At 72.2% G+C, this 23,395-nt stretch carries 20 protein-coding genes; 13 read left to right on the top strand and 7 right to left on the bottom strand.

Annotation, left to right across the window (positions count from 1 at the left end; all coding sequences use genetic code 11):
* Positions 1-21 precede the first annotated feature (21 nt).
* The 5 genes from ACEN8D_RS17955 (at position 22) to ACEN8D_RS17935 (ending at position 5,278) form a co-directional block, all read left to right on the top strand.
* Entirely contained in the window at positions 22-924 is a 903-nt protein-coding gene (locus ACEN8D_RS17955; protein WP_070418482.1) for an ABC transporter permease, read from the top strand.
* Positions 925-928: 4 nt separating this feature from the next.
* The gene (locus ACEN8D_RS17950; RefSeq protein WP_071295760.1) at positions 929-2,158 is read left to right on the top strand and encodes an ABC transporter ATP-binding protein; all 1,230 of its coding nucleotides are present in this window, start codon (positions 929-931) and stop codon (positions 2,156-2,158) included.
* Complete coding sequence (locus ACEN8D_RS17945; RefSeq protein WP_495601093.1) at positions 2,077-3,189, top strand: glycosyltransferase family 2 protein; 1,113 nt, start codon at positions 2,077-2,079, stop codon at positions 3,187-3,189. The genes ACEN8D_RS17950 and ACEN8D_RS17945 overlap by 82 nt, the downstream gene beginning before the upstream one ends.
* Positions 3,190-3,263: 74 nt before the next feature.
* A complete protein-coding gene (locus ACEN8D_RS17940) occupies positions 3,264-4,427 on the top strand; it encodes a glycosyltransferase family 4 protein (protein WP_413399928.1) in 1,164 nt (387 codons plus the stop codon).
* Positions 4,424-5,278 carry a glycosyltransferase family 2 protein gene (locus tag ACEN8D_RS17935; RefSeq protein WP_413399927.1) on the top strand — a complete coding sequence of 285 codons (855 nt, stop codon included), beginning with the start codon at positions 4,424-4,426 and terminating at the stop codon, positions 5,276-5,278. The genes ACEN8D_RS17940 and ACEN8D_RS17935 overlap by 4 nt, the downstream gene beginning before the upstream one ends.
* Positions 5,279-5,743: 465 nt before the next feature.
* Here ACEN8D_RS17935 and ACEN8D_RS17930 read toward each other — a convergent pair whose 3' ends face one another.
* The 3 genes from ACEN8D_RS17930 to ACEN8D_RS17920 all read right to left on the bottom strand — a co-directional run bounded on the left by ACEN8D_RS17930 (position 5,744) and on the right by ACEN8D_RS17920 (position 9,112).
* Positions 5,744-7,495, bottom strand: a complete 1,752-nt coding sequence (locus ACEN8D_RS17930; RefSeq protein ID WP_495601092.1) for a glycosyltransferase family protein — start codon at positions 7,493-7,495, stop codon at positions 5,744-5,746.
* Positions 7,496-7,620: 125 nt separating this feature from the next.
* On the bottom strand, positions 7,621-8,484 hold the full coding sequence (gene rfbA, locus ACEN8D_RS17925) for a glucose-1-phosphate thymidylyltransferase RfbA (protein WP_309779932.1): 864 nt from the start codon (positions 8,482-8,484) through the stop codon (positions 7,621-7,623).
* A 19-nt stretch (positions 8,485-8,503) separates the two neighbouring features.
* Complete coding sequence (locus ACEN8D_RS17920; protein WP_070418475.1) at positions 8,504-9,112, bottom strand: dTDP-4-dehydrorhamnose 3,5-epimerase family protein; 609 nt, start codon at positions 9,110-9,112, stop codon at positions 8,504-8,506.
* Positions 9,113-9,197: 85 nt separating this feature from the next.
* On the opposite strand from ACEN8D_RS17920, the gene ACEN8D_RS17915 reads away from it, so the two are divergent.
* Genes ACEN8D_RS17915 through ACEN8D_RS17890 form a run of 6 tightly spaced genes read left to right on the top strand, consistent with a single transcriptional unit; the run spans position 9,198 to position 16,685 of the window.
* On the top strand, positions 9,198-10,139 hold the full coding sequence (locus ACEN8D_RS17915; protein ID WP_070418474.1) for a glycosyltransferase family 2 protein: 942 nt from the start codon (positions 9,198-9,200) through the stop codon (positions 10,137-10,139).
* Positions 10,129-11,712, top strand: a complete 1,584-nt coding sequence (locus ACEN8D_RS17910) for a DUF2142 domain-containing protein (RefSeq protein WP_309886446.1) — start codon at positions 10,129-10,131, stop codon at positions 11,710-11,712. The genes ACEN8D_RS17915 and ACEN8D_RS17910 overlap by 11 nt, the downstream gene beginning before the upstream one ends.
* Complete coding sequence (gene rfbB, locus ACEN8D_RS17905) at positions 11,709-12,695, top strand: dTDP-glucose 4,6-dehydratase (protein ID WP_070418472.1); 987 nt, start codon at positions 11,709-11,711, stop codon at positions 12,693-12,695. Before ACEN8D_RS17910 ends, rfbB begins: the two co-directional genes overlap by 4 nt.
* 14 nt (positions 12,696-12,709) lie before the next feature.
* Positions 12,710-13,561 (top strand): dTDP-4-dehydrorhamnose reductase, encoded by an 852-nt coding sequence (gene rfbD / locus ACEN8D_RS17900; RefSeq protein ID WP_413399197.1) that lies wholly within the window; start codon positions 12,710-12,712, stop codon positions 13,559-13,561.
* A complete protein-coding gene (locus ACEN8D_RS17895) occupies positions 13,558-14,496 on the top strand; it encodes an NAD-dependent epimerase/dehydratase family protein (protein ID WP_413461311.1) in 939 nt (312 codons plus the stop codon). Before rfbD ends, ACEN8D_RS17895 begins: the two co-directional genes overlap by 4 nt.
* A 59-nt stretch (positions 14,497-14,555) precedes the next feature.
* A complete protein-coding gene (locus ACEN8D_RS17890) occupies positions 14,556-16,685 on the top strand; it encodes an acyltransferase family protein (RefSeq protein WP_413399437.1) in 2,130 nt (709 codons plus the stop codon).
* A gap of 138 nt (positions 16,686-16,823) precedes the next feature.
* On the opposite strand, the gene ACEN8D_RS17885 is transcribed toward ACEN8D_RS17890, so the two are convergent.
* Positions 16,824-18,002 (bottom strand): glycosyltransferase, encoded by a 1,179-nt coding sequence (locus tag ACEN8D_RS17885; protein ID WP_413399438.1) that lies wholly within the window; start codon positions 18,000-18,002, stop codon positions 16,824-16,826.
* 29 nt (positions 18,003-18,031) lie between these two features.
* On the opposite strand from ACEN8D_RS17885, the gene ACEN8D_RS17880 reads away from it, so the two are divergent.
* Positions 18,032-19,087, top strand: a complete 1,056-nt coding sequence (locus tag ACEN8D_RS17880) for a lysylphosphatidylglycerol synthase transmembrane domain-containing protein (protein ID WP_083295289.1) — start codon at positions 18,032-18,034, stop codon at positions 19,085-19,087.
* Between the two features lie 57 nt (positions 19,088-19,144).
* Positions 19,145-20,287 (top strand): glycosyltransferase family 4 protein, encoded by a 1,143-nt coding sequence (locus tag ACEN8D_RS17875; RefSeq protein WP_071303777.1) that lies wholly within the window; start codon positions 19,145-19,147, stop codon positions 20,285-20,287.
* Positions 20,288-20,318: 31 nt separating this feature from the next.
* Here ACEN8D_RS17875 and purE read toward each other — a convergent pair whose 3' ends face one another.
* The 3 genes from purE to ACEN8D_RS17860 are packed head-to-tail and all read right to left on the bottom strand — an operon-like array spanning position 20,319 to position 23,346.
* Positions 20,319-20,831 carry a 5-(carboxyamino)imidazole ribonucleotide mutase gene (gene purE, locus ACEN8D_RS17870; RefSeq protein ID WP_071295772.1) on the bottom strand — a complete coding sequence of 171 codons (513 nt, stop codon included), beginning with the start codon at positions 20,829-20,831 and terminating at the stop codon, positions 20,319-20,321.
* A gap of 9 nt (positions 20,832-20,840) precedes the next feature.
* Positions 20,841-21,953 (bottom strand): glycosyltransferase family protein, encoded by a 1,113-nt coding sequence (locus tag ACEN8D_RS17865; RefSeq protein WP_309779941.1) that lies wholly within the window; start codon positions 21,951-21,953, stop codon positions 20,841-20,843.
* A gap of 28 nt (positions 21,954-21,981) precedes the next feature.
* Positions 21,982-23,346: a glycoside hydrolase family 6 protein gene (locus tag ACEN8D_RS17860; protein ID WP_413461312.1), complete on the bottom strand. Its 1,365-nt coding sequence runs from the start codon at positions 23,344-23,346 to the stop codon at positions 21,982-21,984.
* Positions 23,347-23,395 lie beyond the last annotated feature (49 nt).

Raw genomic sequence — 23,395 nt, 5'->3', positions numbered from 1 at the left:
CCCCCACGAACGAAGAGACACATGGTCGATCAAGCCCGCATGGCCGCGCTCGCCAAGGAGCCCCTGGTCGTGGTCGGCGCTCCGACGAGTGCCATCCGAGGAACCTGGCGAGAACTGCGCGACGTCTTCCGGCAGCGCGAGATGCTCGGCATGCTCGTGCGCCGCGACCTCAAGGCGCGGTACAAGGACTCGGCGCTCGGGTTCGTGTGGACGCTGGTGCGCCCGCTGACCCAGCTCCTCATCTACTACTTCGTGATGGGGCAGATCCTCGGCGCGGCCAAGGGCATCGACAACTTCGCGATCTACGTCTTCACCGGACTCAGCGCCTACACGCTCTTCAGCGAGATCGTCGCGGGTTCCACCAGCTCGATCGTGGGCAACAGCGGGCTCATCAAGAAGGTCTACGTCCCGCGCGAGGTCTTCCCGCTCGCGAGCGTCGGTGCCGCGCTGGTGAACTACGTCATCCAGTTCGCCATCCTCATCGCCGCGACCCTCGTCATCGGGGTGTTCCCCTGGCACGAGGGACTCGTCTACCTGATCCCCTCGCTGCTCGTCATCCTCGTGTACGGCGCCGCGATCGGGCTCGTGCTCGCGGCCCTCAACGTCTACCTGCGCGACGTGCAGTTCCTCATCGACGTGGGCCTCATGGTCCTGCTCTGGGCGTCCCCCATCGTCTACTCGTACTCGATGGTCGTCCAGCGGCTGAAGGTCGACTGGATCCTCGCGGTGTACACGAACAACCCCCTCACGCTGTCCGTCCTCGGCATGCAGAACGCCATCTGGCTGCACGACCCGGCGAAGGTCGTCTACCCCGACCACCTCATGCTCCGACTCGGCATCGCGTTCGTCATCGGCCTGTTCTGCCTCATCGGCGCGCAGCGCGTGTTCTCGCGCCTGCAGGGCAACTTCGCGCAGGAGCTCTAGACCCATGGCCATCAGCACCCCCGTCGCACCCACCGCCCAGCAGCGCGGTGACGAGCGCCCCGACGTCATCGTCATCGACCACGTCCGGAAGCGCTTCACCGTCCGCAAGGACAACACCATCCGCGAGCGGATCGTCACGCTCGGCCGCGCCGGCCGGAAGCACCGCCAGGACTTCTGGGCGCTCGACGACGTCACCGTGTCGATCCAGGCCGGGACCACCGTCGGCCTCATCGGCCAGAACGGCTCCGGCAAGTCGACGCTGCTCAAGGCCATCGGCGGGATCATCCAGCCGACGTCCGGCACCGTCTCCCGCCGCGGGCGGCTGGCCGCGCTGCTCGAGCTCGGCGCCGGTTTCCACCCGGACCTGTCCGGCCGCGAGAACGTCTACCTCAACGCGGCGCTGCTCGGTCTGAGCCGCAAGGAGACCGAGGCGCGGTTCGACGACATCCTCGCGTTCTCCGGCATCGGCGACTTCATCGACACCCAGGTGAAGTTCTACAGCTCCGGCATGTACGTGCGACTCGCGTTCGCCGTGGCCGTGCACACCGACCCCGACGTGCTGCTCGTCGACGAGGTCCTCGCCGTCGGCGACGAGGCGTTCCAGCGCAAGTGCCTCGACCGCATCCGCTCGTTCCAGGAGCAGGGCAAGACGATCATCATCGTCACGCACTCGCTCAGCCAGGTGCAGGAGATGTGCGACCGGGTCGTGCTGCTCAACAAGGGCAAGGTCCTGCACGACGGGGACGCCGTCCAGGCGGTCAGCAAGTTCCGTGACGTGCTCGAGGAGCGCCGGTCCGGCGAGCTCAGCGCCGACGTCGCCGTGGGCCGCGGCACCGTCCTCGGGGCGACCGTGCACGCCGACGGCAAGGAGCACCGGGCACCCGTCACGCCCGGTGACGACCTCGTCGTGGACATGGAGTTCGAGCACCTCGACGGCGTCGCCGACTGGGAGGCCGCCGTCCAGATCAACAACACCGCCGGTCAGGTCGTCTACGGCACCACCACCGGCATCATGGGCGTCACGCTCCAGCCGCTGCACGGGCGCCGGAAGCTCCGCCTCCGGATCACGGACACGAACTTCGGCACCGGCAAGTACTTCATCAACGTGTCGATGATGGACTCCGCCGGGCGGCACCTGCACGACCTGCCGGAGTGCGACTCGTTCGAGGTCCCGTCGTTCGGCGACGCCGTCGGCAGCGTCTACGCGAAGCCCTCCATCGAGGAGCTCGGCTGACGCCCACCGACGGCGCCTCCCGCACCGCGGTCGTCGTCGTCAACTGGAACCGTGCGGACCTCACGACCCGGGCCGCCCGCGCCGTGCTCGACGACGGCGCGGCCGACCAGGTCATCGTGGTCGACAACGGGTCGTCGGACGACTCCGTCGCCGTGCTCCGCCGCGAGCTGCCCGAGGCGACGGTGCTGGTCCGCGACACCAACGGCGGGTTCGCCGCGGGCGCGAACACGGGCATCCGGCACGCGGACGCCGACGTCGTCGTCCTGCTCAACAACGACGCCGAGCCGGCTCCGGGCTTCGTCGCGGCCCTCCGCGACCACCTCGACGCCGCCCCTGCGGCCGTGGCGGCCGTGACGGGCCGCATCGTGCTCGCCGGGCGCTGGTCGCGCCTCCAGGCCGGTGCCCCGGCCCCCGCCGGACGGGCGTTGCGCGACCACACCGGCCACCTGTGGGTGCCCGATGCCGACGGCGAGGTCCGCCTCAACTCGACCGGCGTGCGGGTCGACCGCGACGGCAACGGCATGGACCGCGACTGGTTCGGCGCGGCCGACCAGGCGGCGGTTCGCGACGTGTTCGGGTTCTCGGGCGGCGCCTCCGCGCTCCGGAAGGCCGCGCTCGACGACGTCGGACTCCTCGACGAGTCGCTGTTCATGTACTACGAGGACACCGAGCTCGCCTGGCGGCTCCGCCGCCGCGGGTGGCGCGTCGAGTACGCGGCCGACGCGGTCGTCGAGCACGACCACTCGGCGTCGTCCGGCGTGCAGAGCGACCTGTTCGTCTTCCGCAACGCCCGCAACCGGCTGGTCGTCGCCCTGTGGCACGCGCCGTGGCCGACGGTCGTGCGGGCTGTGGTCCGGACGACCGCGCGCGGCCTGTTCGGACTGCGTTCCGGTCGCACCCGACGGGAGGCGCGGCTCGTCCTGGCAGCGCTGGCCGACGTGACGGGGCACCTCCCCGCGCACCTCGCGCGGCGGCTCCGTGAGACGCGGGTCGCGTCCGTCCCGCGGAGCGCCGTGGACCCGGACGCATGAGCGGAGCGGGCTATCCTGGGAACTCCCCCGTCGACGGTCCCGGCCGCGGCGTCCCCGGCCGGAAGGAACCTCGCGTGCCGCAGCTCACCGTCCTCATCGACGGGACCGCGGTACCGCGCAACCTCGGCGGTGTCGGACGTTACGTCGAGGGGGTCGCGTCGCACCTCACCGACCCGTCGCTCGACGTGCACCTCGTCGTCCGGCCCACGCACGCCGCGCACTTCCGCGACGTCGCACCGCACGTGACGCTGCACACGGCACCGGCGTGGACCGACTCCGTGCCGCTGCGCTTCCTCTGGGAGCAGACCGGGCTGCCGGCACTCGGTCGGCGGATCGGCGCGGCGGTGCTGCACTCCCCGCACTACACGTTCCCGTTCTCGTGGCGCCGCGGCTCCGTGGTGACGCTGCACGACGCCACGTTCTTCTCGAACCCCGAGTGGCACTCCCGCCTGAAGCGCACGTTCTTCACCTGGTGGAGCCGCCGATCGCTCCGGACCCGTCCGGTCGTCATCGTGCCGAGCGCCGCCACCGCGACCGAGGCTTCACGCGTGGTGTCCGGCATCCGTGCGGACGTCCGGGTCGCGCCGCTCGGGGTCGACCGGAGCGTCTTTCACGAGCCGTCCACCGCCGAGGTCGAGGACGCCCGCATCGCCGCGACGCTCCCCGACGACGCGTCCTGGATCGCGTTCCTCGGCACGATCGAACCGCGCAAGAACGTCACCGCGCTGCTCGACGCCTACGCCGCGGTCCGCGACGCCCGTGCGGACACGGGGTCGGACACACCCTGGCTGGTGCTCTCCGGTGCACGCGGCTGGGACGAGGCCGCGATCGCACGGCTCGACGCGCTCCAGGACGCCGACCACGTCATCGAGGCCGGGTACCTCCCGCTCGAGGACCTCTCCGGCTTCCTCGGCGGCGCGGAGTTCGTCGTGTACCCGTCCCTCGGCGAGGGCTTCGGCCTGCCGGTGGTCGAGGCGATGGCGACCGGCGCATGCGTGCTCACCACCAGGCGCCTGTCGCTGCCCGAGGTGGGGGGCGACGCCGCCGTGTACACCGAGCCCGACACGTCGGCGCTGGGGGCGGCGATGGCCTCGCTGCTCGACGACCCCGCGCGCGTCGCGTCGCACCGGGCGGCCGCACTCCGCCGGGCCTCCTCGTTCACGTGGGAGGCCACGGCCGCCGTGCACGTCGACGCGTACGCGGCCGTCGCTCGTGGCGGCTCCGGGGGTGTCCGATGACCCGGGTCGCGGTGCTCACCGTCACGTACAACACCGGTGAGACGATCCGGCCGTTCCTCGCGAGCATCGCTGCGGCGTCCAGTGAACCCGTGGCCGTGGTGATCGCGGACAACGGCTCGGCCGACCTCGACGCACTGCGGGCGATCGGCGAGTCGTACGGCGCCGTCGTGGTGTCCTCCGGGGGCAACCGTGGCTACGGCGGCGGGATCGACGCGGCCCTCAGCGCGCTCGACGACGTGCTCCCCGACGTCCGGCCGGAGTTCCTGCTCGTCACGAACCCCGACGTGGTCCTCGCCCCCGGTTCCGTCGACGAGCTCGTGGCCGCCGCCGACCGGCTGCCGTCCGGCGGGTCGTTCGGCCCGCGGATCCTCGACGATCAGGGCGACACGTACCCCTCGGCGCGCCAGCTCCCGTCGCTCCGGACCGGCCTCGGCCACGCGGCGTTCTCGCGCCTCTGGCCGGCGAACCCCTGGAGCCAGCGGTACTGGTCCACCACCCACGTCGTCGAGCGCGAGGCCGGCTGGCTGTCCGGCGCCTGCTTCCTCATCCGGACGTCGTTGTTCCGCGAGCTCGGGGGCTTCGACGAGTCGTACTTCATGTACTTCGAGGACGTCGACCTCGGGCAGCGCGTGGGGCTCGCCGGGCGGGCGAACGTGTACGTGCCGACCGCCGTGGTCACGCACACCGGGGCGCACTCGACCTCGTCGAACCGGCGCCGCATGGAGATCGAGCACCACCGGAGCGCCTACCGGTTCCTGTCACGGAAGTACCGGGCGTGGTGGCTGTGGCCGCTGCGGGCGGTGCTGCGCGTCGGGCTCGCCGTCCGGGCGCGCTGGGTGACGCGCAAGTAGCGCGCGCGGCGCGCTGCGGCTGCGGCTGCGGCTGCGGCTGCGGCTGCGCACAACCAAAACCACTTCGCGCCGCGCCTTCCCGCGGTTCGGCGCGGCTTTGGTTGTGCGGCAGCGCGCCCGCCCCCGCGTCGAACCACGATTCCGACGTCGAACCGGGCGCGCAGCCTGGTTCGACGTCGCGAACGTGGTTCGACGCCGCCGCGGCGCACCGCGCCGCGCGCTCGGCGGCGCAGCGTGCGGCGGCGCACAACCGAAACCAATTCGCGCCGCGCCTTCCCGCTGTTCGGCGCGGCTTTGGTTGTGCGGCGGCGCAGGCGCGCCCGCGTCGAACCACGAATCCGACGTCGAACCGGGCGCGCGGGCTGGTTCGACGTCGCGAACGTGGTTCGACGCGGCGCGGCGGCAGCCGCGGCTGCCGCCGCGGCCGCGCAGCCGGCGGCGCGCCGCCGCAGGCGCGCGGCGCGCTCAGCGCCGCAGGCGCCCGCGCTCGGCGCGCGCGGCGTCGAGCAGCACGCGGGCACGGGCATCGAAGGAGTGCTCGGCGGCGATGCGCGCGGCCACCTCGGCACACGAGGCCTCGTCGGGCCACGGGTACGCCGGGTCGAGCAACGCCGCGAGGTCCTCCCGCGACCCCGCCACCGCCAGCGTCGGCACGTCGAGCACCTCGCCGAGCCCGACGACGGGGTCGGTCACCACGACTCCCCCGGCGGCCAGGACGTCGAACACCCGGTTCGACACGAACCCCCCGGCGGCCATGTCCGGCCAGTGGTCGTTCAGCACGACACGGGCGGACGCGTAGGCACGGGCAACCTCGGCCCGGGACAACGACGGCGCCCCGAGGGACGACTCCGGCACGACGTCCTCCCACCCGGGCCCGTGCACGCGCAGGTCGGCACCGAGTGCGACCGCGTCCGCGACGACGGGGCGAGCGGCGCCGCGGGTGGAGCCGACGAAGACGACGCGGCCGGCGTCGGGCCCGGACGACACGCCCGGCCGGAACACCGCCGGATCGGTCGCCTGCAGCAGTGTCCGGACCGGCACGCCCGCCCGCGCACTCGCCGCGGCGGCCCATGCCGGACCCGCCGCGAACGCCCGGTCGAACGACCGCAGTTCGGTGTCCGCGACGTCGTCCGGGTGGCTGATCACCCAGAGCAGGTTCACGGACGCCGGGTTCGGCGGCACCCGGTCGAGCCCCCGCATGACGAGCGTCACGTCGTCCGCGCCGTCGTCGTCCCGCACGTGGGCGTCGCGGCGGTCGACGCGGACCCGCTGTCCGAGCCGCTCGAGCGCGGCGGCGAGCTCGGCGGCGAAGTGGACGTCGCCCCAGCCGTCGCCCTCGGGTCCGGCGGGCGCGGCGATCTTCAGCGACCACGCGAGCTGCTCGGTGGCCGACACCGTCGGGGCCACGGGTGCCACCGGCCGAGCGCCCCACGGCGGCACCGGTGGCCCGGCCACGACCGAGCCGGTCCCGTCGACGGCGCGGTCGCGCCACGCCGAGACGGCGTCGACGGTCGCCGCATCGACGGTGCGCCCCGCCTCGTCCGAGCGCTCGAGCGCCCAGACGAGCGCGACGTCACGATCGGTGCGGTCCGCGACCGCGCGGCTCCAGGCCGACAGCGTGGTGCGTTCGTCCGGGAGGCACGGTGCCGGTACCAGCGCACGTCCGGGCATCGCCAGTGCGGGTTGGTCCGCGGCGAAGACGGTCGCAGCGGCTGCTGTGTCGCGTGCGGTGAGGATCGTCGACCGGAGTCCGTCGTCGCCGGGGACGACCGACGCGGAGTCGTCGCTCCAGGGCAGCGCCCCCGGCCGGAGGAGCCGGGCCCCGTGGCGTGCGGAGCCGTCGGCGAGCCAGACCCGGGCCTGCGCCACACCGTGCGCACCGGCCTCGGCGAGCACCTGGAGGTCCTGGTCGGTGACGCCCACCGTCGAGTCCACCACGACGAGCACGCCCCGCACCCCACCGACGACCCCGGCGTTCACGGCCGATCCGATGCCGTCGACGGCGTCCGGCCGCACCCACGGCACGCCCCGGGGCGACGGCAGGACCGGGGAGGCGTCCGCGACGTAGGCCACGGCACGGACGTCCACCTCGGGACCGAAGGCGGTCCGGGCAGCGATGACCATCGCGGGCAACCGGTCGTGCCGGTCGGACCGGCTGACGAGGAGCACGGTGACGCCGGTCTGCCGGACCTGCGCCGGGCCGTCGAACCCGGCCACCCGCTCGGGCGGCGCCGCCGTCGCGGACGGGTGTCGAGCCTCCTGGACCGCATCGGGGCCGGAGGGCGTCGCGTCGCGACGGCGGCGTCGACCGAACCAACCAGAGCCGGGCGCCACGGGGGTGACTAGGCGGCGAGGAGGCGCTGGAGGTAGACGCCGTAGCCGCCCTTGACGAGCGGGGCGGCGAGGTCGGCGAGCTGTGCGTCGTCGATCCAGCCGTTGCGCCAGGCGATCTCCTCGATGCAGCCGATCTTGAAGCCCTGACGGTCCTCGATCACCTTGACGTACTCGGACGCCTGCATCATCGACTCGAACGTGCCGGTGTCGAGCCAGGCCGTGCCGCGGTCGAGGACCTGCACGCCGAGCTCGCCGGCGTCGAGGTAGCGCTCGTTCACGGTCGAGATCTCGAGCTCCCCGCGGGCGCTCGGCTCGATCGTCTTCGCGATCTCGATGACCTTGTTGTCGTAGAAGTACAGGCCGGGGACGGCGTAGTTCGACTTCGGCTCGGTCGGCTTCTCCTCGATGGAGACCGCGGTGAAGCTGTCGTCGAACTCGACGACGCCGTACGCCTTCGGGTCGGCCACGTGGTAGGCGAAGATCGTCGCGCCCTCGACCTCGGTGTTCTTGCGGAGGTTCGTGCCGAGGCCCGTGCCGTGGAAGATGTTGTCGCCGAGGACCAGCGCGACGCTGTCGTCGCCGATGAAGTCCTCGCCGATGACGAAGGCCTGCGCGAGGCCGTCCGGGCTCGGCTGCACGGCGTACTGGATGTCCATGCCGAGGGCCGAGCCGTCGCCGAGGAGCGCGCGGAACTGGTCGTTGTACTCCGGCGTCGTGATGACCAACACCTCGCGGATGCCGGCCATCATCAGCGTCGACAGCGGGTAGTAGACCATCGGCTTGTCGTAGATCGGCATGAGCTGCTTGCTGATGCCCTTGGTGATCGGCCAGAGACGGGTGCCGGAACCCCCGGCGAGGATGATGCCCTTCACGGGTGCGTCCTTTGCTTCGTTACTTCGTCGTACGGAGGGACTCGGTGTAGGCCAAGCACTCCTCGTAGGTGGGGAGCAGCCCTGCGGCGGCAGCCTGCTCGAGGGTCGGTGCGCTGGTGTCCTTCTCGGAGAGGACCGGCTCGCCGAGCCCGTCCGGCAGGGTGAGCCCCACGGTCGGGTCGAGGATCGTGATCCCCTTCTCGCGCTCGGGGTTGTAGTGCGCGCTGACCAGGTAGTTCACCGTCGACTGGTCCTCGAGCGCGACGATCGCGTGTCCGAGCCCCTCGGACAGGTACACCGCCTTGCGGTCGACGTCGTCGATGCGGACCGAGTCCCACTGCCCGAACGTCGGGGAGCCCACGCGGATGTCGACGATGTAGTCGATGAACGCCCCGCGGACGGCGGTGACGTACTTCGCCTGGCTCGGTGCGACGAGGGCGTAGTGGATGCCCCGTGCGACGCCGGCCGCCGAGATCGACATGTTCACCTGCCGCAGGTCGAGCGGGTGGCCGACCGTCTCCTCGAGGACGTCGGCCCGGTACGCCTCGAGGAATGCTCCTCGTGCGTCGCCGTGCTGGACGGGCGTGAACTCCCACGCGCCGGGGATCTTCAGTTCGCGGATCTGCACCGGGGAAGCCTAGCAAGGCGCGAGTTCGCATAGGCTGTCATGGTTCTGCGCACTGCCGACTCCCGAAACGAGACCAAGCGAGCCCGTGAAGCTATTCGTCCAGATCCCCTGCCTCAACGAGGAGAACACCCTCGCCAGCGTCATCGACTCGATCCCGAAGCAGATCGACGGCATCGACGAGATCGAGATCCTGGTCATCAACGACGGCAGCACCGACCGCACGGTCGAGGTCGCCAAGGAGCACGGTGTCCGGCACTTCGTGCACCACACCACGAACATGGGCCTCGCCCGGTCGTTCCGGGACGGCGTCGACTACGCGCTGCTCCACGGTGCCGACATCGTCGTGAACACCGACGGTGACAACCAGTACCCGCAGGCGCACATCGCCGAGCTGGTCCAGCCGATCCTCCGCAAGGAAGCCGAGATCGTGATCGGCGACCGCCAGACCCGGACGATCGAGCACTTCTCCGGGTTCAAGAAGCTCATGCAGCGCTTCGGCTCGTGGGTCGCCTCGCGCGCGGCGGGTCTCGACCTGCCGGACGCCGCGAGCGGGTTCCGCGCGTACTCGAAGTACTCGCTCATCCGCCTCAACATCGTGACGCGCTTCAGCTACTGCATGGAGACGATCGTGCAGGCCGGGTACAAGCGCCTGGCGATCGCGTCGATCCCGATCACGACGAACCCGAAGACGCGCGAGTCCCGCCTGTTCAAGAACATCTGGCAGCACATGTTCCAGTCCGGGTCGGCGATCGCCCGCGTGTACCTGATGTACCGTCCGATGGCGCTCTTCCTCTGGGTCGCGGCGATCCTCGGCGCGCTCGGGGCGTGGCCGCTCGTCCGGTACCTCGTGCTCCTCGCGATGCACACCGGCGGCAACCACCTGCAGTCGATCATCCTCGGGGTGGTCCTGCTCATCACCGCGGTGCTCAGCATCGTGATCGGCGTCGTCGCCGACCTCACGCGGCTCAACCGCACGCTGGCCGAGGAACAGCTCGACCTGCAGAAACTCCAGCGCTATGGCGACTGAGGTCACCGCCGCTCTGCCGGTGACCCGGGGGGAACGACGCGCCGTCATCGCACTGACGGCTGCGTTCGCGCTGCTGCTCACGCTGTGGGCCTTCCTGACCCCGATGTTCGCGGCCCCGGACGAGGCAGCGCACTTCGACGCCGCCGAACAGCTCGCGCTCGGCAAGGGGTGGCCGGCGCCGGGCGACATGGACCTGCTCAAGACGACGTACGTCGAGCAGGGGCAGTCCACGAACGTCGCCGCGGCGGACCGTGAGACCGTCGCGCAACTCACCGCGGAGAACCCGGGCAACCACGACTTCGTCAACCAGATGTCGCAGCACCCGCCGACGTACTACGGCGTCGGTGCGGTCGTCCTCAAGGCGATCGGGTTCTTCCACCTGCGCTGGGACATCGGCGTCATGGCCCTGCGCCTGATGGACGTCGTGATGCTGCTCCCGCTGCCGTTCCTGACGTGGGCGACCGTCCGGCGGGTCACCCGCTCGCCGCGCACCGCGATCGTGGGCGTCCTCGCCCTGTTCGCCGTGCCGCAGCTGGCGCAGATCGGCTCGTCCGTCACGAACGACGCGCCCGTCATCGTGCTCGGTGCCGTGATCTCGTGGCTCGCCGCCCGGGCCCTCACCGGCGACCACCGGTGGCGCATCGTCGTGTGGCTCGGGGTGGCCGTCGCCGCGGTGTGCTCGGTGAAGGGCACCGGGCTGCCGACGGTGCCGTTCGTCGCGATCGCCCTGCTCGTCGCCGGCCACGGGACCCTGTCGTGGGGTGCCCGCATCGGCCGGACCGCCGTCGCCGGCGCGATCGTCGCCGCGGCCGGCTCGTGGTGGTGGATCCGCAACCTGGTCCTCTTCGGCACGCTCCAGCCCGACGGCGTGAGCGCCGTCCGCCAGGACAAGCCGTGGGGCCGCGAGACGAGCGCCAACTTCGGCGAGTTCATGAACGTCGAGTGGGACCGCCTCACCTCGTCGTTCTGGGGCCAGTTCGGTGCGCTCCGCTACCCGATGACGCAGATCCTCACGGACTCCCTGACCGTGATCGCCCTCGCCGTGATCGTCGGGTGGGCGTTCCGTCGCACCGCGCAGCGCAGCACGGCGATCGTGCTGCTCGTCCTGCCGGCGCTGACGCTCGTGATCCAGCTGCAGAACAACTTCTCCTCCTACGACGACACGCAGCTCATCGCCGGTGCACAGGGCCGCTACCTGTTCATCGGGCTCGTCCCGCTCATCGCCGTCAGCGCGATCGCGTGGCGGAACCTCGTGACGAGCGCACCGGAACGCGGCCGTGTCGCTTCCTTCGCGCTGTGGGGCTTCCCCGTGATCGGGCTCTACGGCCTGACGGTCGCCTACCGCGGCTTCTACGAGAACACCCACCTGCAGGTCACGGTCGCCGGTCTCGGTCGACTCGTGAACCTGACGCCCGCCGGCCGGTACGGCTTCGTCGTGGTGCTGCTCCTCGCCGCCGTCGCGGTGGTCTGGGCGTTCGTCGAGGCCCGCCGGAACCTGGTGCTCCGGGACGCCCCGCTACACTCGTCCATCGATCCAACGTCACCGACTCCGAAAAGGAACCTGACCTCGTGAAGATCCTCGTCACCGGCGGAGCCGGCTTCATCGGCTCGAACTTCGTCCGTCGCACCCTGCAGGACGCGTACCCCGGACTCGAGGGCGCCGAGGTCGTCGTCTACGACGCCCTGACCTACTCGGGAAACCTCGAGAACCTCGCCCCCGTCGCGGACTCGCCGCGCTACACCTTCGTGCAGGGCGACATCCGCGACGCGGCCAAGCTCGACGAGGTCATCCCCGGCATCGACGCCATCGTGCACTTCGCCGCCGAGTCCCACGTCGACCGCTCGGTCCGCGACTCCGGCATCTTCGTCGAGACGAACGTCGTCGGCACCCAGCGGCTGCTCGACGCCGCGCTCCGGCACGGCACCGAGCGCTTCGTGCACGTCTCCACCGACGAGGTCTACGGCTCCATCAGCGAGGGCTCGTGGGACGAGGAGCGTCCGCTCGAGCCGAACTCGCCGTACTCGGCGTCGAAGGCCGGCAGCGACCTGCTCGCCCGCAGCTACCACCGCACGCACGGGCTGAACCTCTCGATCACGCGCTGCTCGAACAACTACGGGCCGTACCACTTCCCCGAGAAGGTCATCCCGCTGTTCGTCACGAACCTCATCGACGACAAGCACGTCCCGCTCTACGGCGAGGGCAACAACATCCGCGACTGGCTGCACGTCGACGACCACACCCGTGGCATCGCGCTGGTGCTCACCAAGGGCCGCGCGGGCGAGATCTACAACATCGGCGGCGGCACCGAGCTCACCAACAAGGAGCTCACCCAGCTGCTGCTCGACGCGACCGGCAAGGACTGGTCGTACGTCGACCGCGTCGCCGACCGCCTCGGCCACGACCTCCGCTACTCGGTCGACATCTCGAAGATCCAGGCGGAGCTCGGCTACGAGCCGCAGGTGCCGTTCGAGCAGGGTCTCGCCGACGTCGTCCAGTGGTACCGCGACAACCGCGCGTGGTGGGAGCCCCTCAAGGAGCGCGCGGCGCTCGCCTGAGCCCGGACGTCACGATGACCCGCACCCTGATCACCGGCGCCGCCGGCATGCTCGGTCGCGACCTGCAGCTCGCGCTGCAGGGTCGTGACGTCACCGCGCTCGGTCGCGCCGACCTCGACATCACGGACCCCGACGCGGTCGACGCCGCCGTCGCCGGCCACGACGTCGTGATCAACTCGGCCGCGTACACCAAGGTCGACGACGCCGAGACGCACGAGTCCGACGCCGCAGCGGTCAACGCGACGGGCCCGAGGCTCCTCGCCGAGGCGGCCGTCCGGTACGGCGCGAAGCTCGTGACGATCTCGACGGACTACGTGTTCGACGGCAACGGCACCGCGCCCTACGCCGAGGACGCCCCGACGGACCCGCTGAACGCCTACGGCCGGACCAAGGCCGAGGGCGAGGCACACGTCCGCCGGATCGCTCCGGACTCGTCGTACATCGTGCGGACCGCGTGGATCTACGGCGCGCACGGGCCGAACTTCGCGGCGACGATGCTCCGGCTCGCGCAGACGCACGACACGGTGTCCGTCGTGACCGACCAGGTCGGGCAGCCGACGTGGACGGGTGACCTCGCGGCGCGCATCGTCGAGCTCGTCGACGCGGATGCCCCGGCTGGCACCTACCACGGCACGAACTCGGGCCAGGGGTCCTGGTACGACTTCACCAAGGCGATCTTCGCCGAGAACGGGCTCGACCCGGACCGCGTCCTCCCGACCGACAGCGCCGCCTTCGTGCGTCCCGCGCCGCGTCCGGCGTACAGCGTGCTCGGGCACGACGGCTGGTCCCGCGCGGGCCTGGCGCCGATGCGCGACTGGCGCGAGGCGCTGCACGCGGCGACGGCCGCCGGGGTCTTCGCAGCGTGACGGCCTCGTCGACCCCGGCGACGCTCGTCGTCGGCTCCGGAGGCTTCCTCGGGCGCGCGGTCCGTCGTGCGGCGGCCGAGGCGGCACCGGGGACCGACGTCCGCGCGGCCTCGGTGCCCTGGGACGACCAGGACGCCGCGGTCGAGGCGCTCGTGACGGCGATCCGGGGCGTCCGCACGCCGGACTCCCCCTGGCGCGTCGTCTGGTGCGCCGGGACGGGGGTCGTCGCGACCGGTGCGGAGGTGTTCGAGGCCGAGCAGCAGCTCATCGGGCGGGTGCTCGAGACCCTCGCGGGCGACGAGGCCGCTCCGGGCACGCTCTTCTTCGCGTCCTCGGCGGGTGCCGTCTACGCGGGTTCCTCGCCGGCCCCGTTCGACGAGGACTCCGAGCCGGCTCCGCTCGCGCCGTACGGCCGCTCGAAGCTCGCGTCGGAAGCGCGGTTCCGCGCCTGGGCCGGGTCGACCGGTGCGCGGCTGCTCGTCGGACGGTTCTCGAACCTGTACGGGCCGGGGGCGAACCTCGGCAAGGCGCAGGGGCTCGTGTCGCAGCTGGCGCTCGCGCACCTCGAGGGCCGGCCGTCGTCGATCTACGTCCCGACGGAGACCACGCGGGACTACCTCTACATCGACGACGCGGCGGCGATGGTGCTGGACGCGCTGGACACGACCGAACGGTCGACCGCCGCCGGCACCGCCGTCACCAAGATCTTCGCCTCCGGCCGCAGCGCCACCATCACCGAGGTCGTCGCCGCGGTCGAGGACGCCTTCGGGGAACCCCTCGACGTCCGTCACGGTGCCGACCCCTCGGCGACCTACCAGGGCCTCGACCTCCGGTTCGCCTCCCGGGTGCTGCCGACCGTCGACGCCCGCGACTTCACCGACTTCGGCCAGGGCGTCCGCAACACCGTCGACGCCCTGCGTGCCGCCCGGATCTGAACGTCCCCGAAGCCGCGTCCGTTTCCGAGGATCGCACGACAACTCGTAGGATTCCGTCAGTGACCACTGCAACCGAGGACCCGCGCGGACCCGCACACCGCGCCCGGGACACCACCCGCTGGGACATCCAGGGGCTCCGGGCGTTCGCAGTCCTCGCCGTCGTCGTCTACCACCTGTGGCCGAACCGGCTGCACGGCGGGTTCGTCGGCGTCGATGTCTTCTTCGTCATCTCGGGCTACCTCATCACCGGCCACCTGCTGCGCGAGCAGCTCTCCACCGGCCGGATCCGACTCGGGCAGTTCTGGTCCCGGCGGGCGAAGCGGCTGCTGCCCGGCGCGTTCCTGACGATCCTCGCGACAGGCGCCGCGGTGCTCCTCGTCGTCCCGAGCGCCCTCTGGTCGCAGTACGGTCGCGAGCTGATCGCCTCGACGGTCTACGCGCAGAACTGGGAGCTGGCGGCCAGTTCGGTCGACTACCTCGACGCCGACAACCAGGCCTCGCCGTTCCAGCACTTCTGGTCGCTCTCGGTCGAGGAGCAGTTCTACATCGCACTGCCCCTCCTGCTGCTCCTGCTCACGCTCGTCGTGCGGAAGCGCGTCTCCCCCGTCACCACGGCACGGATCCTGCTCGGCACGGTCGTCGTGGTCTCGCTCGTCTGGTGCATCGTGCAGACGAACACGAACCCCGGCGTCGCCTACTTCTCGACGGCCACCCGCGCGTGGGAGTTCGCGCTCGGCGGGCTGGCGGCGACCGTCGCGCTCCCCGCACCGCGCACGGTCGTGGCGCGGTCCGTCCGCTCGGGTGCCGCGATCGTCGGCGCGCTCGCGCTCCTCGCCTCGCTCGTCGTGATCACCCCGACGACGCCGTTCCCCGGCATCGCCGCCGCGCTCCCGGTCGTCGGCGCGACCCTGATGGTGACGTTCGGCGCCGGCACGCTGTTCGAGCTCCTCGGCGCGGTCCGCCCCATCGCGTTCGTCGGGCGCATCTCGTACTCGCTGTACCTGTGGCACTGGCCCCTCGTTGTCATCGTGCCGATCTGGCTCGACCACCCGCTCGGCTGGAAGAGCAAGCTCGCGGTCCTGGTGGTCTCGCTCGTCCTCGCGGCGGTCACGACGGTGTGGTTCGAGGAGCCGCTCCGCTTCTCGGGTTGGGTGCGCACCCTGCGCCCGCGTCGCGTCGCCGTCCTCGGCGTCGTCTGCACCGTGGTCGTCGCGGCGCTCGGCGTCTCGACGCTGACCGCCGTGCACGTCCAGGAGGTCCAGGCCGCGACCTTCACGAAGCGACTGCAGGACGGCGAGGTCTCGTGCTTCGGGGCTGCGGCGCAGATCAGCGCAGCGAAGCCGTGCGTGGACCCGAAGCTCGCCGACGTCCGTGTCCCGGCGCCGTCCGCCGCCAAGGAGGACGACCCGAACCCGTCACCCGACGAGCCGGACCCGAACATCAAGAAGTGCTGGAGCGGGCGTTTCGAGACCTGCGTGCTCGGCAAGACCACCGGCTACTCGAAGCACCTGCTCGTCATCGGCGACTCGCACAGCAACACCCTGCTCGGCGTCTACCGCGACCTGGCCGCGAAGAACGACTGGCGGATCGACCTCGCCGGCATCGGCGGGTGCTACCTGACGACCGCGCACCAGCAGTCCCTGAGCCCCGCCTCGGGTCGCGGCTGCGACCGCTGGAAGCAGCAGGCGATCGCGTTCGTCGAGCAGCACCGGGACGCCGACGCCCTGATCGTCGCGCACTCGACGACGCAGATGCCGGTGGACGCCCCCGAGGGCCAGCAGCGCGACGACGCCACCCGCGCCGGTCTCCTCGACGCCTGGCAGCAGGCTGCGGGCGACGACCTCCCCGTGATCGCGGTCCGCGACAACCCGGTCCCCCGACGCGACGTCGTGGCGTGCGTGAGCCGGATGACCGGCCCGACCGACTCGTCCTGCGACAACCCGCGGTCCGTGGCCCTCGCCCAGACCGACTCGTCGGCCGAGGCGATGGCGGAGTTCACCGCCGCCGGAGGCACGGGCAGCGTGCTCGACCTGACGAAGTACTACTGCACGGACACGACCTGCCCGGCCGTGATCGGCGGTGTGCTCGTCTACCGCGACACGAGCCACATCACGGGTACCTGGGCGAAGTCGCTGGAGCCGTACATCGACCAGCAGCTCAAGCAGAAGCTCGCGTCGTTCTCACGGTGACCTGATGCGGTCCAGGAGGCGCAGTTCGGGCCCGCACCGTCCCTCCAGACACGGCCGTCACCCCGCTGGCGCGGTGCGCCGGTACCGGCTGGTGGGGCCCCTCTCCTGACCCGCAGGGACGCGCGTCAGCGGCGCGCGTCAGCGGCGCGCGTCCGCCAGCAGTTCGCGGTATCGGTCGCCGACGGCGTCCACGGTGTGCGCGGCCGCGGTCTCGGCCGCTGCACGGCCGAGCCGCTCGGCGAGCTCGGGGTCGGCGAGCAGGCGGTCCACGGCAGCAGCGAGCGCCGCGGCGTCGCCGGGCTCGACGAGCAGGCCGTTCACGCCGTCCTCGATGACGTCGACGATGCCGGGCACGGCCGACGCGACGATCGCGCACCCGGCGGACATCGCCTCGAGCAGGGCGACGGGCAGGCCGTCGCGGTCGCCGTTGGCGGCGGGGACGGACGGGTAGAGCGCGATGCGGGCCTTGGCGTACTCGGACGCGAGGTCCTCCTTGCCACGGGCGCCGAGGAACGTGACGGCGGACCCGGCCCGGGCCTCGAGCTGCGCGCGGAGCGGACCGTCGCCGACGACGGCGACCTCGGCCGGCTGCTCGGCCATCCGGTCGAGGGCGTCGAGCAGGACGATCGCGCCCTTCTTCTCGACGAGCCGGCCGACGAAGAGCACCCGGCCGGGGACGCGGGTCTCCCGCGCCACCGCGCGGGTGATCGGCTCGAGGTCGACGCCCATCGGCACGACGTGCACCTGGTCGTCGCGGGCGCCGAGCTTGCCGAGTTCGCGCGCCATGTCCGTGCTCATGCAGGTGACCGACGCGGCGCTGCGGATCACGGAGCGCTTGACCCGCTGGAGGACCGGGTTGCGCAGGGCGTACAGGTCGCCGCCCAGCGTGGTCACCACGCGGGGCAGGTCACCGAGCACGAGCTGGCCGACGGCACCCTGCGGGATGATCCAGTGCAGCAGGGCGACGTCGGGCTGCGAGCGCCGGCGTTCCCGGCGGAGCGCGGCGGCCATCGAGCCGAAGAAGAACGGGACCTGGAGCCAGCGGGACTTCTTCGCCTTGAGGTTGTCGACGATCGCGCCGTCCGCCAGGTCGCGCCACCGGGCCGGGAAGTACCCGTACCGACGGACCTCGACGTCACCGATCCGCTGGTGCGCGCGGGCGCCCTTCGTCATCGGGGCGACGACGACGACGCGGTACTCGTCCGAGAGGGCGGTCGCGAGGTCGAGGACGAAGCCGGGCGTGCCGTCGCCGGCCTCGGCCGGGAAGGTCGACGCGGCGACGAGGAGGGTCGGACGGGGATCCGGATCGGGTCGCATCCAGCGCGCTCCCTTAGAGTTGTCGGTCGATGGACGCACAACAGCCTACGGGGTCGGCCGCAGGGTCACCGGACCCGCTCGACACCTCCTCCGACGTCGCCACGGGCGCGGTGCCGACGACCGGTCGGCGCGCTCGCGTGCTGACCGTCGTGAAGTGGGCTGCAGCGGTCGTGGCCGTCGTGTTCCTGGTGTGGAGCATCGCGAAGCAGTGGGACGACATCGCCCGTGACTTCGTGCGGCTCGACGCCCTCACGGTGGTCGTCGGCATCGTCTTCACCATCGTCGCCCTCGTCGCGAACATGCTGTCCTGGCGCGCGATGATGGCCGCCAGCGGGTACCGGGTGCGCCTGGCCGCGGCGTCCTCGATCTTCTTCGTCGGGCAGCTCGGCAAGTACATCCCCGGCGGTGTGTGGTCGATCGCCGCCCAGGCCGAGCTCGGGCGTGCGCACGGACTGCAGCGCACCGGCAGCGCGGTCGCGGCGCTGGCCTCGATGCTCGTCAGCATGGTCACGGCCGCGGTCGTCGGGATCGTCGCCGTCCTGCTCGCCTCGTCGACCGGGTTCGCGACCTTCTGGTGGCTCATCCCGGTGATCGTCGTCGGCCTGGTGTGCCTCACCCCGCCCGTGCTCGGTCGGCTCATCGCGATCGCCTTCCGGGTGCTCCGCCGCCCGCCGCAGGACACCACGCTGACCTGGTCCGGCACGGTCATGTCGCTCGTCTGGTCGCTCGTCATGTGGATCGCGTACGGCGTGCAGGCCACGGTCGTGCTCCGGGTCTTCGGCGCCGACTCCCCGACCCTGTTCCCGGTGGCCGTGGGTGCGTACGCCGTCGCCTGGCTCGTCGGCTTCATCGTGGTCATCGCCCCCGCCGGCATCGGCCCCCGCGAGGGCATCCTCGTGCTCCTGCTCGGCAGCGTCGCCGGGGGTTCCGCCCCGCTCGCGCTCGCCGTCATCAGCCGGGTCTTCATGACGATCGGCGATGTCGTGCTCGCCGGTGTCGGGGCCGCCCTCGCCGCCCGGCACCGCCGCGTGACCGCCGCCGCCACGCCCCGATCCGGCGCCCCGGTCCCTCCCCGCGCGGACTGATATGGTCGGCTTCCGGCCGCGCAGTGCGCACCACAGCACCACGAGGAGGCGCACCGCATGACAACACTCCACGTCGTCGTGGACCAGATCGTCGCCCCCGTCCCCGGCGGCATCGGTCGGTACGCCGAAGAACTGACACGGCACCTCATCGCGGGTGCCCCGGAGGGTGCCGACGTCGCCGGCATCGTCTCGGCGGTCGGCAAGGACGAGCTCGCGCACATCCGCACGCTGCTCCCCGGTCTCGGCGACCTCGACCGCCTGGCGCTCCCCCGCCGAGAGCTCTCGCTCGCGTGGCAGGGCGGCTTCGTCGGCGGCGTCGGACGCGGCATGGTGCACTCGCCGAGCGTGCTCGCGCCCCTCGTCAAGCACGACCGGTTCAGCGATCCGGGCCGGCAGACGGTGGTCACCGTGCACGACACCGTGCCGTGGACCCACCCCGAGACCCTCACACCCCGCGGCGTCCACTTCCACCGGGCGATGGTGAAGCGCGCGTGGAAGCACGCCGACGCCGTCGTCGTGCCGACCCACGCGGTCGCGGCCACGCTGAACGGCATCCACCGCTTCGACGAACGGCTCCGGGTCATCGGCGGCGCGCCGAGCGGGCGGCTGCGGACCCCCGTCGACGCCGACCTCCGCGCCGAGCGGCTCGGCCTGCCGGAGCGCTACGTGCTCGCGGTCGGCACGCTCGAACCCCGGAAGGGCCTGCAGTACCTGATCGAGGCGATGGCACACCCGGACGCCCCCGCCGACGTCCCGCTCGTGATCGCCGGCCCGGACGGCTGGGGCGACGTCGACGTGTACGGCACCGCGGAGCGCGCAGGGTTGTCCCGCGACCGCGTGAAGGTGCTCGGCCGGATCGACGACCAGGACCTCGCCGTGGCGTACGACCGGGCGACGGTGTTCGTGTTCCCGAGCCTCGCCGAGGGGTTCGGGCTCCCCGTGATCGAGGCGATGAGCTTCGGCACGCCGGTCGTGCACTCGGACGACGACGCCGTGCGCGAGGTCGCCTCGGACGCCGGTGTGACGGTCGCCCGCGATCCCCGCGACTCCTACCCCGAACGACTGGCGCAGGCGGTCTACCAGGTCGTCAACGACCCGCTGCTCGCCGGGCAGCTGGCCGTCGCGGGTCCGGACCGGGCGCGCATGTACGACTGGAAGGACTCGGCTGCCGAGACCTGGCAGCTGCACGCCGACCTCTAGCGGTCGGTCCTTGCTGCCGGGGTGCCGCCGGCTAGAGCGAGTCGCGCAGGCGCTGCGCCTTCTCCTCGACGAGCTGCTCGAGCCCCTCGGCATACTCGCCGAGGCGCGCCGCGATCGCGGGGTCGGCCGAGCCGATGATGCGCGCGGCGAGGAGCCCGGCGTTCGCCGCTCCGTTGATCGCCATCGTCGCCACCGGGATGCCGGCGGGCATCTGCACGATGGACAGCAGCGAGTCGAGTCCGTCGAGGCGCGCGAGCTGCACGGGCACGCCGATCACCGGGAGCGTCGTCATCGAGGCCACCATGCCCGGCAGGTGCGCCGCCCCACCGGCGCCGGCGATGACCACGCGGATGCCCCGGGCAGCGGCGCCGCGGGCGAACCGCGTCATCTTGTCGGGCGTGCGGTGGGCGGACACGACGTCGGCCTCGAACGGGATGCCGAGTTCGGTCAGCATGTCCGCCGCGGCGCGCATCGTCGGCCAGTCGGAGTCCGACCCCATGATGATCGAGACGAGCGGCTGGACGGGGGCTGCGGTGTCGGTCACGCGACGAGCCTAGTCGAGCAGGGCGGACCGCCAGGCGTCCCCGTCGTCGCCGATCGTCCGTTCGTCGCGGACCCAGCGGGCGGCCACGGCGTCGGCGGACCCGGAGGCGACGGCGCTCCGGACCGCGTCGCGCCAGGCACCGACGTCGTCCGGCACGGCCACGACGCCGTGCCCGCGCGCATCCCGGTAGGACGGCCGGTCGGAGACGACCGCGGGGAGCCCGAGCGCGGTGTACTCGAGCGCCTTGAGGTCGCTCTTCGCCCGGTTGAACTCCTCGTCCCGCAGCGGAGCGACGCCTGCGCGCCAGCGCTGCCGGTGGTCGACGAGCCAGCGGGCGAACGCCGGGTAGTGGCCGTCCGGCACCTCGACGCGGCGGTACCAGCCGGGATCGTCGGCGTCCTCGGTCACGCCGATCACCTCGAGGCGGATCGGCGTGCCGTCGGGTGCGGTCAGGTCCGTGAAGACGTCCCGGAGCAGCTCGAGGTCGGCGCCGTGCGTGAGCGTCCCCATGTAGAGCACCCGGTGCTCGTCGGCGGGGCGAACGTCGTCGGCGGCCGGCTCGCCCGGGGTCCAGATCGTCGGGTCCAGGGCGTTCCGGACCACCACGACCCGGTGCGCGAGCGGCCGCACGAGCGCTGCGAGCTCCTCGGTGCTGACGACCACGAGGTCGGCGCCGCGCACGAGGGCGTCGATCGAGGCCAGCCGGTCCGGGTCGTACTCGGCCCGGGCCAGACGGTCGCGGCCGGAGTCCGTGAAGAAGTCGTCGTCGACCTCGGCGGCGGTCCGGGTCCCCCGCTCGGCGGCAGCGGCCAGGAAGGGTGCCACGAGGTCCCGCGGCAGGGCGTCCCGCTGCACGAGGACGGCCCGGTAGTCGGTCGTGTCGGTCCCGTCGACGAACGCGGCGGGGTCGACCTGCCGGACCTCGGCCGCACCGGTGCGCGCGACGTGCTCGGTGCGACGGACGACCCGCACGTGGGCCGAGGCGGGGTGCGCCCCACCGCCCCCGGCCACGACGTAGCCGAGGACCGGCAGTCGCACGGGTTCCGTGACCGGGGCCGACCCCGCCCCGGTCAGGGAGCGACGGAGTCGACGGGCGGCACGGCGGACGAGATCACGCGGCATGCGCCCATCCTCCCGCGATCCGGTGGCGTCAGCGGACCGTGACGGTCGTGCACCCCATCGAGGTGTCCCCGCCCCGGCCGATCCCGACCGCCGTCAGGCACACGCTCCGCTTCCCGCTCGACACCGCCACGGTCGCCCGGAACCCGTGGTTCCGCCCGACCCGGTGCACCCGGTCGACGTCCGGCCGCGAGGCGTCCGCCGTGGCGGTCCCCACCACCTTCCCGCCGACCGTGACGCGCACGGTGACCGGCTTCGTGAGGTCGTCGCGGTCGAACGTCCACCCCGACACCGTGACGCGCCGCTTCGCCGTGGACGCGACCGAGTCCCGGTGTGCCGTCGGGGCGACGGACGGGGCCTTCCGGGCGGGAGCGGCCGTGGCGACCGGCGTCCCGAGTCGCGCGTTCGCCACGAGGGACTTCGCGAACGCGGACCACCACTTCCCCGCCGCCGGCCCGCCGTTGCACGTGCCGTCGCTCGCACCGGGGGTCTTCACCCACAGCAGCGCGTCGAGGGCCGAACCGTCCGACACCACCCGCGGCGAGGTGCCGAGCCCGGAGCCCGGACCGTTGCACCAGGTGCCGCGCCAGCCCTGGCCGTTCCGGGAGGTGTCGATCACGTAGTGGGACCCGCCCGTCGCCGCGGAGACCTTCTCGGCGTAGGCCTGCTCCTGCGCGGTCGGGTAGTAGTTCGCGACGTTCGTGAAGAAGCCCCGCGCGCGCTGGACCCCGGCGCTGTTCAGCCGGGACGCCATCACCGCCGGCGGGACCCAGTTCGAGTTCCCCGCGTCGAGGTAGGCCGGCACGCCCGCCGCCGTGAAGGCAGCGACCTCGCGGGCGAGGATGCGGTACCGCTGGGCGTCGAGGGTCTCGCTGCACGCGCTGTTGCTGAGCATCGCGAGGGAGTCCGGCTCGACGATCACGGCCGCCCGGTGCCCGGCGACCCGGGCGACGATCTGGTCGACCCACGCGTCGTAGGTCGCCTCGTCGAAGCCGCCGGCGGAGTACCCGCCGCAGTCACGCTGCGGGATCGCGTACGTCACGAAGACCGCGGTCGTGCCGGTGCGCTCGGCACCCGCGATCGCGGAGTCGATCGTCCGCGTCAGGGTCGCCCCCTGCGTCCAGTCCCCGAGCCAGATCGCGACCGGGTACTGCGCGATCGTCTTCGCCGCGGCCGCGCCGCTCGGGTCGCTCGTCGCGAGGGCGGTCGCCTGCTTCGCCGCCTCGCTCGTGTCGGAACGGTAGGGACCGGAGGCGTAGAGGGACGACGCAGCGGCCGCACGGATCGTGGCGGCGCTCGTCGCCGCGACGGCGGTGGTCGGCGTGAGCGCTCCCGCGGCGAGCGCCACGAAGGCGCTCACCGCTCCCGTGGTGGCGAACACACTGGCGCGGCGCATGACGTACTCCCTGTGGACGGTGGATCCCTGACCCGTCCATGGGAGCACG

The sequence above is a fragment of the Curtobacterium sp. Curtsp22 genome (genome assembly GCF_059492135.1).
Note: the sequence above shows the minus strand (reverse complement) of the source record. Positions and strands in the feature narration are given on the sequence as shown.

What these genes read in the sequence shown, in the direction of transcription:
- ACEN8D_RS17955 (WP_070418482.1), top strand. Translation starts at nt 22, where the DNA reads ATGGTCGATCAAGCCCGCATGGCCGCGCTCGCCAAGGAGCCCCTGGTC.
- ACEN8D_RS17950 (WP_071295760.1), top strand. Translation starts at nt 929, where the DNA reads ATGGCCATCAGCACCCCCGTCGCACCCACCGCCCAGCAGCGCGGTGAC.
- ACEN8D_RS17935 (WP_413399927.1), top strand. Translation starts at nt 4,424, where the DNA reads ATGACCCGGGTCGCGGTGCTCACCGTCACGTACAACACCGGTGAGACG.
- ACEN8D_RS17910 (WP_309886446.1), top strand. Translation starts at nt 10,129, where the DNA reads ATGGCGACTGAGGTCACCGCCGCTCTGCCGGTGACCCGGGGGGAACGA.
- rfbD (WP_413399197.1), top strand. Translation starts at nt 12,710, where the DNA reads ATGACCCGCACCCTGATCACCGGCGCCGCCGGCATGCTCGGTCGCGAC.
- ACEN8D_RS17885 (WP_413399438.1), bottom strand. Translation starts at nt 18,002, where the DNA reads ATGCGACCCGATCCGGATCCCCGTCCGACCCTCCTCGTCGCCGCGTCG.
- ACEN8D_RS17880 (WP_083295289.1), top strand. Translation starts at nt 18,032, where the DNA reads ATGGACGCACAACAGCCTACGGGGTCGGCCGCAGGGTCACCGGACCCG.
- ACEN8D_RS17875 (WP_071303777.1), top strand. Translation starts at nt 19,145, where the DNA reads ATGACAACACTCCACGTCGTCGTGGACCAGATCGTCGCCCCCGTCCCC.
- ACEN8D_RS17865 (WP_309779941.1), bottom strand. Translation starts at nt 21,953, where the DNA reads ATGCCGCGTGATCTCGTCCGCCGTGCCGCCCGTCGACTCCGTCGCTCC.
- ACEN8D_RS17860 (WP_413461312.1), bottom strand. Translation starts at nt 23,346, where the DNA reads ATGCGCCGCGCCAGTGTGTTCGCCACCACGGGAGCGGTGAGCGCCTTC.